Below are 12,923 nucleotides of genomic sequence, written 5' to 3' on the forward strand. Positions count from 1 at the left end.
GCCCGGAGCCGGGAGAAACCAATGGCTGCTGTAGAATCATAACAAATAGAACTGGAAGGCGTTAACAATTCTGGGCTCATTCTGTGTGGGTGCAGATTATGCCCCATATCGACCAGTATACGTAGGCTATGTATGCTAGGAGGAGTATGGTTGCTAGTAGGAGTGTCCACTTTACTGTCTTTACAATGTATCTGGCCCGAGAAGGTAGGCGTTTTCTCGAGGTGTTGATTTTTCCGGAAAGTCGTATGAATAGGCTCTCTACTGCGGAGTCGCAGAGCATCCATACTGCGTAGAGCGTAGGGGAGGAGAGTGCTGTGATGGCGAAATAGGTGAAGGCGAGTACTGACTTGTCGGTACCCTCTTTGGCTAACCCGGAGACGAGGAGAGCAGCGGCTAGGCTCGGTAATATGATTGTGAAGGATATTGTTGCTGTGGTGTCGAGTATCTTTGCCTCTATGCCTCTAGTCTCGCGGCGTCTCAGCCTAGAGTCTGCACTGAGGAACAGTATGGTGAACCATGGCCCTACTAGAGCCCAGAGGAGGGCAATCTCTTTCTGCGCGCATGGGCCTAGGGCTGCTACGGCTATGGGTGTTAAGGCGTGGAGGCTAATGAGCAGCACCATGGCGTTAGCAAAGTCTACGATTTTTCCAACTATCTGCATGCTATGCACCTGGTCGCGGTCTCTGAAGCCCGGATAGGCCTATGTATGCTGTGCTCCTCGGGACTGTCTAGATGGGGGTAATGATATTAGACCTAGAAGATGTATCTGGTGAATGGGTGTTTGATGGTTTTTCTATCTCTTGTCTCGGTGTCCGCGCTCTCTGTCTATCACTTGGCTAGAGTACGTAAAATACTTCTATTACGCTATCATGCTTAGCGATTATACCAACAATGTAGCCATCGCTGTTGGGAAGTAGTAAAATTGTCTGGCATGATGGTTTCTATTATGCCGTGTACGCATCTATGAAGCCAAAGATGTCGAGGCCCCTGGTAGAGAGGGGCTCAGAGGCCTACATCGTGTACATGGACGAGGGCACGGGGATAATCCTGGAGCCGGTATATAGGAGGGGCCAGGGCTAGGCCCGGGCTGCCGCTGTGGCTTCTGCGAGGAGCTGCTCTAGCCTCTTCTTGGCCTCCTCGTAGCTTATTCTCCAGCTTTTCCACTCCTCGTAGATGCGCCACGCCTCTTCGCCCTTCCCGGCATCCTCGGCCTCGACTACGTAGCCTAGTAGCTCTCCGGCTTGGTCGCGTAGCCTCCTCCACTCCCTGTATAGCCTTCCCACCCTAGGGGCACCCCGTGTAGTGGTTCACGTAGAGCAGGCCATATTCCCTCGCCCGCCTGGCTATGAACCTGTCCACCGCCACGACGCCGTGGCAGCCCAGCTCCACCGCCGCGAGCAGGTGCATGAGGTCTAGCCTCCTCCGGGGGCTCCAGCCCCGCTCCGCTGCCATCCTATAGGCTCTCCTAGCTAGAGCCCTCACGTCTACTCCTACGTTCTCCACGCCCAGCCTCTCCAGCAGCTCTACAGCCTCCCTCATGGTCTCGGGCCTCCACGGCTCCTCCCAGTGCACGCTACTAACCAGGCACCGGTGCCGGCGGCAGCACTCCTCGAGGAACCCCCGGGCCCCGGGGGGTCCTCCAGGGCACGTATCACGACGCTGGTGTTGAGGTAGAGCCGTAGCCGACCAGCTGTGGCCACGGCAGTGTTCACCCTCTAGGACACCTAAGACCATTATTTAGGCCCGGTGCGTAACTACGGCGTCCACACATACCAAGAACAAGAAGAAACGCTGGAGAGCCCTGCAAGGTGTACAGCCTGGTGCAGACATTATATATACACGTACAGTGCGGGGGAGAGGGTACCCTGGCGACTTTTTAGATAGTGTCTTGGCCCATCATAGCCTCTCTTTGGCTGCTTAACCCTGGTTGCTGGGAATCGGCGGCCCCCGGGTCCGGGGCAGTCCTTCCCGTAAGTGTAGTGTTTGTGTCTGCAGTAGCGTGCTGTGGAGCTGCATTCTGGGTGTGTATCTGCTGTTAGGATCTGGGATCCCTGGTGTCTTGTAGGGTGGTGGATTCCGGGTGAGACTGGGGCGGGCTGCGCCACCGTTTAACACTTATATATCTCTGTGTATACTATGTTGCTGGGCTGGCTTGGGCCTGTAGTGGTGCCGGCCGCTTTGCCGCGTAGGCCTAGTCTCCGCGGCCCCTTCCGGGTCAAGAGGCGCCGCACCTGCAAGCAGTGCGGCAGAGTACTGGGGAGGGGGAGCGAGTACTGGCTAGCCGGCGGCAGAACCCTCTGCCCCAAGTGTACACGCAGCCTAGCAGCCAGGCGGCTGCAGGAGGACCTCCGCCAGGAGTACCAGCGCATCCTAAGGGAGCTAGAGCCCCAGCACTGGCAGCGCCTCAAACCCGAGGTCTTCCTAACACTCCTAGTCCACGGGCTACTCCCGCCGCTAGAGAGCGACCTCTACGACGACGAGAAGCTCACAGTAATGATCCGGCTCCTAAGGTACGCGAGGGAGCACCCATACGCGGATGCGCTAAGGCGGCTCGGCGAGACACCAGAGGCGATAGTGGACAGCTTCCTCAGCGAGAAGCAGTGGTACATCAACTGGAAGGCTAGGCACCCGCTGAGAGCATATAGGTGAACACCCGGGCATAGAGGGCCAGTACCTAAGACGTTTACACGGAGAGCCCCCAGAGGGTGCCCCCTCGTCTTGGGCGGCATGCTTCTCGCTGCGAGCCTGGGGTTCGACGAGCGGCCAGTTACCCACGCCATGGCCGATACGCGGCCCCGCTGTGTAGCCCTCTTCGCGCCCCGTGTAGGCGGGGAGACACGGCGGCTCGATGACGCCCTGCTGCTCGTGAGGAGGTTCGCCGAGGCCCTCGGAGCGAGGCTGGAGGTCTACTGGCTCGACGTGGGCCGCGCGGGGCTCGAGGAGCTAGTCTACATGGTCAAGGAGCACGTCCGCAGACTCGTCAGAGAGTGCAGCGTCGACCGGGTGGTGTTCGCCCCGAGGGCCGGGCTACGGGTACTCACGGTAGTCCTAACAGTGGCCGCTATGGGGCTCGCCCTCGAGCCCGGCCAGAGAGTCACACTGCTCCTACGAGAGGAGAGCATCGGCGCCGTCTACGAGACCGACGCGGCGTCGCTAGCCCCGGTGGAGCTAGGCGAGGAGGAGAGGAGAGTACTCAGACTCCTAGCCAAGCATACCCTGGAAGGCCGCGGCCTCGGCGTACGGGAGGCAGCCGAGCTACTCGGCATACCACGGTCCACCGTGCACCGGCGGCTCCAGGCACTAGCCGAGAAGGGGCTCGCCTACAGGGCCGAGGACGGCTACAGGGCGACACCCCGCGGCATAGCCTCAGCATAGCGTCCCGCAGCCCCGGGACGCATTATCGGCGGTGAAGACCGGCATAGCCTAAGCCGTCCCGGCACCTCTAGAGAGCCAGACGCTAGGATGCACGCTCCGCCCTCCAGCTATACAAGCAGTCTCTATGGGAGATGCCCTAGCAGCAGAGCTACTCCAACACCCACTGGCTGTCCTCGAAGCAGCAGACCAACTGCCCTCTCGGGGCTACAGCTAGCAAGGAGCTAGAGAAGATTATACGAGGGGATTGGAAACGCTGAGAACTGTAATCGTCTGGAGAAAAGCTGCACATGATGTCTAGGCGACTACCACGGTGCCCCATCCGAGCCTCGTATAGGCTCCTAGACCTCTACGGGCGGCCTCCTTTGCAGCTCTGCAGGGGTCTTCCCGGGTAGTCGCTACCACGATTGTGCCAGCTGGTACGAGTAGGAGAGGCGGGCGATGCACCTCCCGTGCCATACTCCAGCCAGGCATCACGGCTTCTACTGGCTCGCGTGTCAGCTGCACTATGTAGGGCTCTCTGGGCTCGAGGATGCTCTCGAGCCCCGCGGCGCTGACTAGGCTCTCGGCTAGCCTCTTCGCGGCGCTCTTTGTCAGCTCTATGACGCCGGCCCAGGGGCTCTCGTCTAGTAATGCTGGCGAGACTAGTAGCAGGAGAAGCGTGTTGTTGCCGCTGCATGCAGAGAGGAGGCCCACTGGCTCGGTGTCGGAGCTACGTAGGACTAGCTGGGCTGGACGCTGCTCTCCCCCAAGCGTGGTCATAAATCTTTTCTCACCCTCCTCTATGGGGCTCTTGGAGGCCTCCACTAGGGCTACGAACTCCACAAGCTCTGTGCCCTGAAGGGGGTCCAGCATCCCTATAGTATAGAGCATCCCGGGGGCAGCTGTCTTACTAGAACGGTTTAGGGCTATACCGGTGCGCCTCAACACCCTAGCCTGGAGAGACGAGCCGGCCTTCAGACCCTCCATGAGCCCCTCGAAGAGGAGCCGGGGTCTACCGCTGAGCGGTGCGACGCTGGCTAGTAGCTTCTTCACAGTATCTAGGGGAGCGTAGCCCCTGCTGGTGTAGACGTAGAGCTTGCCGCTGTGCCTAGCTAGCCCGGTGTACAGGTGGTATTTCTCCCCGAAGAGCGATTCCAGGCAGGCCTCAGTGTCACCGTAGACCCCGGGTCTCTGTGCCCTGCTGCAGGCTCCCGCCTCGTAGGCTAGAGAGGCTAGTGCTCCCGCTATGGTTGAGGGCATGGGGTATGCTAGGGTCTCGCTGGCTGCGCCGGGGCCGTGGACACGGGCTTCGAACACGCCTGGACGCCGGAACGACATAGGCCAAGCCGACCTGAACGCGGCCTCCAACACGGGCACGCCGCGGCCACCCCCTAGGAGGATGTGGTGCCCTCTTTCCGCCTCGGGGGCCTCCTAGCAGCTGTACGCGTGACTCCCGCTGCATGGAAAACCATGGAGGCTAGAGGGGCTCTTACAAGGCACTCACACAGCTCGACAGCCAGTCCAGAGTTCTCCAGTATAGCGGCTACCATGCTGTCCTTCTCGGTAGCCACAGCTACAGAGGCTACTGCATTGATGAGGTCCTCTCTAGCCCTATCCGGTAGGCTAATCCTGCTACCCAGGATATCCGCCACTTTATCTAGCTCGTTCTGGGCGGCAGCGGCGAGCCTGCGTGTAGCAGCATACTCGTCCTCCTCGCCTGGCTTCTTGCAGCGGCTGCGCTCGCAGCAATTACGCATCAGATAGTGCTCGATAAGGCTCAGAGCGGCCCTCATATCTCTCTCAGCTAGTTCTGCTAGTAGCCTTGTATCGCCGGTTAGGTCGCGTATAACGCTGGCGGAGAGTGCCAGCTCGTAGCTCTTAGCTCCACATTCCTCTATAGAGAACAGTATGGCCTTGACTAGGGCGCCGGTTAGCCCGGCATCTCCTCCCCCGGGCTCTAGGCCTAGAGTAAATGGTAGCACTGCTACGCCGCTAACCTCGCTAGCAACTATCAGGGCATCCTTACATCTGGCTACACCACCGAGACAACTACCTCCATACTCGAGATAGGCTATACTGTCCTTAGCGTCTAGCAGTTCGTGGGCAGTGCGGAATGCTAACCACATAGGAGTCTTAGCATGTGCATAGTAGACCACTGTGCTGCGGCCAGCGCCCCGGATAGCCGGGACCACGACCCCTAGAGGCCTATGATGCTCTCTGTGGTCACCATTCCCGCCCGGCACGTAGACGTGGAACCCGTTAGGGTACGCCTTTAGCCCCCAGTAGCTCCGCCGAGCCGCTATAGCGGCAGCGAGCGCGGGGTAGGGTACACCTCTCTCCCGTGGATCCCCGGTGCCAGGCGGCAGGATGGCCACAAGGTCGTCGCCACCAGCGTAGACTAGGAAGCCGCCGAGCACCTCCACAATAGCGCGATCCATAACAGCGGATGCCGCCAGGGCTCTGGATACCGTGTAGTGGTAGGAGGGCGTAACTACTAGTGTTAGCCTCCTCTCTGGGCACCCTAGCCTATAGCCTTGCTCCCCTCCTCCAGCCTCCGGCCTCCTGAGCACCTCATCTAGCGCGTCTACGAGTGCCGCGAAGGCCTCAGCTATAGCCCTCCTAGCCTCTGGGTCCGCTACCTCTAGCAGCGTCTCCATGTACCTGTGGGGCTCTACGCCGAGCCGGCCCTGCAGCACCCCCCGGCCCATGAAGTCGCCGTCAGCAGCCACCACAGCATAGTAGGCTGAGCCATACCCAGCAGCCTCATCCAGGGCCTTGATAAGCCGGGCGCCGATATCGCCTGCAGCATAGGCGTTAGCAACAGAGTTACGCAGCCCAGCGTCAACAAGGAGTGAGGGCACACTAGACTCTAGAGCTCCTACTAGCCTCTCCGTGTTAATGTTCGCTGCCTCCTCATCCTCCTGAAGCTTATCCCGGACTATCTTGATCAGCTCCTTCCTCTTGTCTTCCTCTAGCCACTTCTCCACGCCGTAGCTGAGATGGCCACTCGTGACGAGAGAGTACAGCTTACGTAGATCGTCGACGCTGAGCCCCCCTATGAACTTCTTTAAGGCCTCTGCTAGCTTGGCGCGGTTCACGTGTAGCCTGGAAGTGTAGGCGTCAACACTGCTAGCCACTAGCTTCTCTCTGTGACTCTCCTCAAGCTCTAGGCCCACGAGCTGTCCTGCTATTCCCTTCTTGCCTGCCTCCTGGATGCCTTGTAGCATGGTACGGAGCATACGCTTGACTAGACAGTATGGGCAAAGTCTCTCACCACGAGCCTCAGCTAGCAACCTAGCGGCTGTGGCACTTTCTGCTTCTCCACTACTTCTTCGCATCTCATCTATGACTCTTGTCAACTTTTCATACGCTCTGCTCCCCGGCTCCGGGGGGTTGATGAGCGCTACCGCGCGGCCACATACGGTACAGAGTCGTGGCTGCACCTTCTCCTGTTTATCAATGGTGCCGAGGTACGTGTTGTACATGCTCTGGGCGTAGTCTAGGTAGCCCTTCCCGCTACGGCGGCTAGCCCTTATGAGGGCCTCCTTCTCCTCCCTCGGCAGATATACTAGCTGGAGGAATGCGTAGAAGAGTAGGTCACGGTCGCCACGTAGCCCCTCTAGCACCTTGACAGCGTAATCGTCGTCTCCGCCTCCCAGTCTCCTCCGTGCCCGATCCCATACCCGGCACTCCCGGAGCCACTCCTCATACTCCCTATAGGCCTCTGCAACGTCGACTACCGTGATGCGTAGAGGCAGCGGCGGCTCCAGCCCCTCTAGTAGCTCTCGTATATCCCTGGCCTCGGCTAGGCGTAGAAGCACCCGGAGCCCTTGTAACTCTCTCCGTAGCTCTCCATCCTCGTACTGTTCTAGCAGCTTCCTAACCTCGCCCTCCTTAAGGACCTTTACCAGCTCCTCGACGTAGCTTGCCAGCTCGCCGATGATACCTCGCCACACAGCAGCATAACTTGATACGATGTTCTTCTCCACTTCCTGGGGTGTTCCAGCCTCCCGCGGCAGAATGATGAGCACGCGTGACGGCACAGTGGGGTCTATTGGCCAGCCCTGGAACCAAGGCTCAAGCACACTATGGAGCACATCAACAGCACGGCTTTCCCGGGCCTCCTTCTCCAGGTCGCTCCACCTTCTGAAGCCTAGCTTGCTGAGCAGCCACGCCGTGTAGAACGGGTGTAGCCGGGCCGGCGGCTGAAGCAGTACATCCGGGCCAAATCTCTCTACAAGAGGCTCAACACTTTTCCACGCAAGGAAGCTAGCAAGCCACGATGCAGCCCACATGTCGCGTAGCCGCCGAGCCTCGCTTATCCAGCTCTGCACCGAGGCAAGGTCGACAACGACTAGGTAGCCCCTCGGAGTGACATCCCCATCCCTCGCGCCGCTGAACCAGTTGGCCATAGCCATAGCTGCCGAGACATGGTCGAACACCGTATGGCCCGGTACACGTGTATCAGCAGGCGGCGCCTGCCCTGGGAACACCTTGTACCATAGATGCTCCATGAGCAAGGTCGCGACATGGACTAGTAGCAGGCCACAGCCATAGTTACCCCCGGCACTGCACGCTCTCTCTACAAGCTTGGCTACAGTACTGGCATAGACTCTGACAAACTCCTCTAAACGGTCGATAGACGGGGCAGAGCTGTTCACGATGACGAGTTCTGGGTCGAATGGATTCTTGTAGGCAAGCCTATTGGTGCCCAGCTTCCTGCCTAGCGCGTTCTCAGCGGCATGTACCACAAGCCTATCGAGTGCAGACGAGAACGCGTCAGCCCTCTCCACGCTGGAATCGCGCCTACAGAGTAGCCGGAGAGCCTCAAACGCTACACCAGTTGCATCCCCGACACGCCTTCTGCCTAGCTCCCCTGCAAGAACTGCTAGGAAGAGAGCACCCTGCAGCTCGTGGGCCCGGAGACTCTTCTTCAGCTCCTCGTAGCTACCGCAGCCTGCCTCCCTCAAGGCATAGTTCACGCTATCCCTAAACACCTGGTAGAGCCTCTCGTGGAGACCCGGCAGCCTACCTAGCACCGTCCACGGCTTCCACGGCGGATCATGGAAGAGTATAGCTAGCTTGACAGCCTCGAGACGGGTCATGGAGAGCCACCCCCGCATATGCGGGGCGACAGAGAATTATGCCTTGGGTTTGGGCTTAGCTATGCGGGCTGAGACAAGCTGGAAAACACCATAGCCCTTAGTCGTCCTAGCACCGATACCGCCCTTCGCAAGAGCAGAGGACACGAGAGCAGCAACACTAACCTCTACAGAGTCGTTGTTAACGTGCAGCCCTAGAGCCCCAAGCGCCTCTGCTATCTCGTTCCTCCTATCAAGAGGAAGAGCTGTTATGAATCTGAAGACTACGCCCGGTGCCAGCACGACATGCGGTACAGGGACTGGCTGTGCCTCGTACTCGTAGCGAACCGGCTCACCCCCACGGTGATAATGAGGCGTAATGACGGCTGGCTCCACGAGGCGGCCACGGCGACCAGGCTCTACCGGGTATGCATCAAGGAAGAGCAGAGAACCCATAGAGCCGTCGGAGTCGCTACTATCGCCAAAGAGTGCTCTTAGAGCATCAAGCCTCTCAGCATGCTCCTTCTCGGCAACACATTTATCCTCCGATCCTCTACGCCTTGCACGGAGCCTATCACAGCCGGCAGACACCTCTGCAAACGCGGAGACTGCGCCCTTGAAGCTAGACCCGGGCACATACGGCAAGTCCAGCAAGAGATCCCAGGCAAGTCCCACCTCGAACACAGAGGCTAGAAGCCCACCCCCAGCACCCACTAGGCCACGATCAGTAAGCTTGGCATCAATCACTACGACCGCGTGGCCAGTCTCCAGTAATCCCTTTACTTGTTCGTCTAGTAGATTCCGTACTAGCGCTATCCTGGCACTCGACGTCCCTACGATTAACGATGTGAGGCTTTCGCTAATCTGTCGGAGCACTTCAGGTTTTTCATCCTTTAGACTGAGGAGGCCTTTTTTCTTGACCGTACCGAGTACAGCTTCTGTATAATCATTAATTGTACGTAGGAGGATACTACCAAACTTCTTCACCGTGAACTCACCTCTTAGTGTCTTAATTTAGTAGTGTCTCCAACCAGTCAAAGGTAGCGTGGAGAATGTTCTCGACGAACTCCTTGCTATTTGCATTATATCCGTTGTTGTGCTGGCCCGGTTCTATGATACCGGCATCCATTGGTTTCGCCCATTTCCCGCATTGAGGATCGTATTGATGAGGGATTATGTACTGCAGCGATGATACGGCTTCGACATCAGTTACGACTATTATTTTGCCCTTGCTGTGTTCGCCGACATGGAGTAGTCGGGCTTTGGAAGGATCTCTCTTAAGAGCGTTAGGAATATCTATTGCTGCGGTTAGTGGTAGAATGACCCCCGCGTAGCCTTTCCGGCCAGGTAGAACGCTAATTATCACGTTGCTTATTCTTCTGCCAGCTTCAAGGTCTTTCGGTTCATTTCTCATGCATTTCAAAATTCTGTTGACTTTTATATTGCCTATAGCGTATCCCCTGCACTTTCTATACTGCTTAGCTTTCTGCTTAACTTTTTGACATTGCTGCCGGGGTAGGCCGAGGATCCACGTATGGAACCCTACGCCTGGCATCTTTACGGCTAGCCCGCTTGGCAGCTTGTTAGACGCTAAGTAGCTGTAGTAGTAGATCTTCCAGACAGCCTTAGTAGCTGCCTTACCGACGGCGCTTAATGCCTCTAAGACGCCAACTACGGGTTTTTTCTTAGAGGGGTTACAGTAGTCTAATACAAGCTGTCGGCCTTCATGGTCATTCTTTCTAGGCGCGTACTCCCTTGTTGCCAGCATGCAGGGGTGCTTTAGCTGCTCCACGTATCTCATCTCTTTGTGAGCATAGCTGAGCCGTGGCACGCTTGCAAGACTCTTGTATGGTTCGTGCGATATACCCCATGCTTTTGCTGTAGCTTTTAGCACGAGGTTGATAAGCTGCTCTATAGTGCTCTTGTCCGGCTTGGTGGCGAGTTTCTCTGCTACTTCTGCTAGCTCTCCGTTAAAGTCCCCGTCACCGGTATCGAATCTGTAGCTGCCTCTGCGGGGAAGGAAGCGGCCGAATCCTCTTGAGACGGATTTCCCGAGGCCGAGGAGTACTGGCTCTGCGAGTGCTAGGCTTGCGAGGAGGAACTTCTCTGCTGGCTCGAGCTTGGCTCCAGGCCTTTCACGGAGCCTGAGACGGAATACGACAGTTCCGGGCTTTGCCGGCTGCAGCTCAAATAGATACTGGGCCGTTTTGTTGACGAAATCCCGGCTTTCCGGCTTTGCCTCTACCCCTAGAGCGAGTAGGTGGAACCTTGGCACCGTAAATAGACAGATAAAGTCATCATCTCCGCACTGGCCGAGACGTAGACGTCTATAGGCTTTCTCCTCGAGTACTTGCATGACATGACTTTGTCTAAGCCTAGGGCTCTGTTTCGATTTGGATCTATCTCCTCTCCTCTCTATCCTCTTCTTTGCCTCATCAAAAGCTTCTTGTACAGCGGCTACTATGGTTTTGTACTCTGCAAATGGCTCCGGCCTAGACTCGAGCCTGGCCTCTAGGATGAATGAAGCGGCTCGTGCGTTTTTCTCAACTGAGCCGAAGAGCTTCCTGAGGAGGTCGTCCTCTGTCGCTTTATAGCCGTTCTTTCCGAGATCCTCGTCACTGATATAGCTGGCTACTGCTGTGCGGGCGAGCCAGCGGAGCATGCCGCGGAGCTGCTCTGAGCCCTGCCATAGGAACTCGTAGTCGCTGCACTCTCCGTCGACACAGTGGAAGGTTTTGCCAGTGTAGCCGCCACCCCAGTAGGGCGTGACGGAGGTAAACACTATCTCGGCAAAGACGTCTCTAGCGCCTTCCAGGCTTCTTATAGTGTCTGTAATGTCTTCGAACTCTAGAGCATCCCTAGGCTCCACGGGCATCGTTTACCACCATCAGTCTAGCCTTTAGCGAAGAACGCTTCTGCTAGCTTCTTGACCTCGTTGAGGTATTCCACTAGTAGTCTTGCAGCATAGTGCTCTTTGCCTTGCTCTCTCAGCGATTTCAATGAAGCAGCTAGATTCTGGAGACTTGATAGATCGGTATTGGCTACTCCTGCCTCGGATAGTGCGGCAGCGGCTAGTGCTAGTAGTGTAGTATAGCCGGCTGCTTCTTTCCCGCCTATCTCCTGGCACAGGTCGCTGCTCGGGTTTCCAGCTAGCTGCTCTCCCAGTTTCTTGTCGCGGTTTCTTAGCAGCTTGTAAAGGTCGGTATAGAGCTTGGAATTCTCGATCTTGGACATGTAGAAAGTGAGCGCTGGTATTAGTCCTACCGTGTACACCATGCTAGGTAAGTCCTTGGCTCTTCTTCGGATAGCGTCTCCCTTGTCTCGCATTTTGTTTTTGCAATTGGCTGTAGCCTTTTCGACGAGATCCCGTAGTAGCAGTATGTGGTCTATAGCCATGGATATAGGATCTACTGTAGGTGTCATGGTCGATCACCGCTAGGCTATCATTAGCTTCATCAACCCCTTGCCTATGGTCTCCTTGCCACCTATACTCGCGTAAAGCACCCTGGTGTTAGTATCCTTGCTGGAAGCAGCGCCCAGGAGCTCCAAGAACATATCCTTCACGACAGAGGCGTCGGCGCTGATGCCGTTGCAATACTTGTTTCTCGGCCTGGTAAACGCGACTGCGCCTATGAAGAGGCTACCAGGCGGGAGATATTCTTCAGTCCAGAGAGCCCGCTGTGTGACGGTCTTTTTCTCGCGGTCTATACTTATGCGTGTAACGCGGATTAGTCCTCTCTCTATCACGGTGGGGGCAACATCGTCTCCAACGACTACTAGGTTGTCCACGAGAGGGCGTGCCTGGTAGAGCGGATTAAGGTTGTCTAGTTTGACCTCTTCGATGCTTTTGGATTGTGATGTAGTTGCTATAGTAAACTTTTCGAGACCAAGTGTTATGCTTTCCCCCTTATCCCGGAGCCTAGGTGCTAGGACGGTATGCCCCCCAACTTCCCTAGAGTCGCCCAGGAGTACATCTATGACGTTATAGAGCTTCGTAAACATGTTGCTGATGCTAGATGCTTCGAGGATAGCCTTGGCGCGTGCTAGGAGCATGGGAGTCGTGACGTACACGTAGCCGTACTCTAGACTGGGAACCGGTATAGCCAGGGGGGAAGAAGTCTATAATCGATACTGCTGAGGCTCCTTCGTCGCCTTCTCCGGGCTCCGGGCCGAATATACAGCATACCGCTCTGCAATCACTACTGCTACATGCCACTCGGCCGCCACTTATGCAGTTCCTCCGCTGGCCCGCCTGGGTCTTTAATGCACCCTTAATGCTCGACGCGGGTATCAGGGGGTAGCCGTAGGGGTCGCGCTGCACCGGGAGATCAACCACGCCAGGTGCGCGGCCGGCACCAGGGTGGAGCGGTGTCAGAGCAGAGGCGAGAACCGGATCCATTCTGTCAAAGTAACCAATGGCCACTATGCACCAGCCCCGCAATATGTGAGGATGTCCACCAGATATACAGGTCGTGGGGACGAGTATTA

Annotated in this window: 12 protein-coding genes and 1 CRISPR repeat array (1 of these 13 running past the window's edge); of the genes, 2 read left to right on the top strand and 10 right to left on the bottom strand. The window is 57.0% G+C overall.

Translation table 11 applies throughout. From position 1 onward, the window contains the following. Window positions 1-58: a CRISPR direct-repeat array (repeat unit 25 nt); it begins 516 nt to the left of the window's first position. A gap of 18 nt (window positions 59-76) precedes the next feature. From Pyrde_RS06855 to Pyrde_RS10700, 3 genes are all read right to left on the bottom strand, one after another. Continuing rightward, window positions 77-661 (bottom strand): hypothetical protein, encoded by a 585-nt coding sequence (locus tag Pyrde_RS06855; protein ID WP_055409339.1) that lies wholly within the window; start codon window positions 659-661, stop codon window positions 77-79. A gap of 415 nt (window positions 662-1,076) precedes the next feature. Beyond that, window positions 1,077-1,283 (bottom strand): hypothetical protein, encoded by a 207-nt coding sequence (locus Pyrde_RS06860; protein WP_055409341.1) that lies wholly within the window; start codon window positions 1,281-1,283, stop codon window positions 1,077-1,079. A gap of 1 nt (window position 1,284) precedes the next feature. After that, entirely contained in the window at window positions 1,285-1,734 is a 450-nt protein-coding gene (locus Pyrde_RS10700; protein ID WP_156328027.1) for a hypothetical protein, read from the bottom strand. A gap of 444 nt (window positions 1,735-2,178) precedes the next feature. On the opposite strand from Pyrde_RS10700, the gene Pyrde_RS06870 reads away from it, so the two are divergent. Beyond that, on the top strand, window positions 2,179-2,649 hold the full coding sequence (locus Pyrde_RS06870) for a hypothetical protein (protein WP_156328028.1): 471 nt from the start codon (window positions 2,179-2,181) through the stop codon (window positions 2,647-2,649). A gap of 78 nt (window positions 2,650-2,727) precedes the next feature. Beyond that, on the top strand, window positions 2,728-3,375 hold the full coding sequence (locus Pyrde_RS06875) for a helix-turn-helix domain-containing protein (protein WP_231656836.1): 648 nt from the start codon (window positions 2,728-2,730) through the stop codon (window positions 3,373-3,375). Window positions 3,376-3,669: 294 nt separating this feature from the next. Here the strand turns inward: Pyrde_RS06875 and Pyrde_RS06880 are convergent, their stop codons facing one another. Genes Pyrde_RS06880 through Pyrde_RS10455 form a run of 7 tightly spaced genes read right to left on the bottom strand, consistent with a single transcriptional unit; the run spans window position 3,670 to window position 12,858 of the window. Then, window positions 3,670-4,731, bottom strand: a complete 1,062-nt coding sequence (locus tag Pyrde_RS06880) for a type III-B CRISPR module-associated Cmr3 family protein (RefSeq protein ID WP_143522166.1) — start codon at window positions 4,729-4,731, stop codon at window positions 3,670-3,672. A 14-nt stretch (window positions 4,732-4,745) separates the two neighbouring features. Beyond that, entirely contained in the window at window positions 4,746-8,459 is a 3,714-nt protein-coding gene (locus Pyrde_RS06885) for a type III-B CRISPR-associated protein Cas10/Cmr2 (protein WP_055409351.1), read from the bottom strand. A gap of 36 nt (window positions 8,460-8,495) precedes the next feature. Further along, window positions 8,496-9,422: a type III-B CRISPR module RAMP protein Cmr6 gene (gene cmr6, locus Pyrde_RS06890; protein ID WP_055409353.1), complete on the bottom strand. Its 927-nt coding sequence runs from the start codon at window positions 9,420-9,422 to the stop codon at window positions 8,496-8,498. Between the two features lie 22 nt (window positions 9,423-9,444). Next, complete coding sequence (locus tag Pyrde_RS06895; protein WP_055409355.1) at window positions 9,445-11,310, bottom strand: RAMP superfamily CRISPR-associated protein; 1,866 nt, start codon at window positions 11,308-11,310, stop codon at window positions 9,445-9,447. A gap of 17 nt (window positions 11,311-11,327) precedes the next feature. After that, window positions 11,328-11,858, bottom strand: a complete 531-nt coding sequence (cmr5, locus tag Pyrde_RS06900) for a type III-B CRISPR module-associated protein Cmr5 (protein WP_055409357.1) — start codon at window positions 11,856-11,858, stop codon at window positions 11,328-11,330. Window positions 11,859-11,870: 12 nt separating this feature from the next. Continuing rightward, window positions 11,871-12,506, bottom strand: coding sequence for a type III-B CRISPR module RAMP protein Cmr4 (gene cmr4, locus Pyrde_RS06905; protein ID WP_197272662.1), 636 nt, complete (start codon window positions 12,504-12,506; stop codon window positions 11,871-11,873). Further along, the gene (locus Pyrde_RS10455) at window positions 12,448-12,858 is read right to left on the bottom strand and encodes an RAMP superfamily CRISPR-associated protein (protein WP_156328029.1); all 411 of its coding nucleotides are present in this window, start codon (window positions 12,856-12,858) and stop codon (window positions 12,448-12,450) included. The genes cmr4 and Pyrde_RS10455 overlap by 59 nt, the downstream gene beginning before the upstream one ends. Between the last annotated feature and the right edge of the window lie 65 nt (window positions 12,859-12,923).

The sequence above is a fragment of the Pyrodictium delaneyi genome, assembly GCF_001412615.1.
Lineage (GTDB): Archaea > Thermoproteota > Thermoprotei_A > Sulfolobales > Pyrodictiaceae > Pyrodictium > Pyrodictium delaneyi.

Coding starts and splice junctions, on each gene's coding strand:
- Pyrde_RS06855 (WP_055409339.1), bottom strand. CDS start 661: ATGCAGATAGTTGGAAAAATCGTAGACTTTGCTAACGCCATGGTGCTG.
- Pyrde_RS10700 (WP_156328027.1), bottom strand. CDS start 1,734: ATGGTCTTAGGTGTCCTAGAGGGTGAACACTGCCGTGGCCACAGCTGG.
- Pyrde_RS06875 (WP_231656836.1), top strand. CDS start 2,728: ATGCTTCTCGCTGCGAGCCTGGGGTTCGACGAGCGGCCAGTTACCCAC.
- Pyrde_RS06885 (WP_055409351.1), bottom strand. CDS start 8,459: ATGACCCGTCTCGAGGCTGTCAAGCTAGCTATACTCTTCCATGATCCG.
- Pyrde_RS06895 (WP_055409355.1), bottom strand. CDS start 11,310: ATGCCCGTGGAGCCTAGGGATGCTCTAGAGTTCGAAGACATTACAGAC.
- cmr5 (WP_055409357.1), bottom strand. CDS start 11,858: ATGACACCTACAGTAGATCCTATATCCATGGCTATAGACCACATACTG.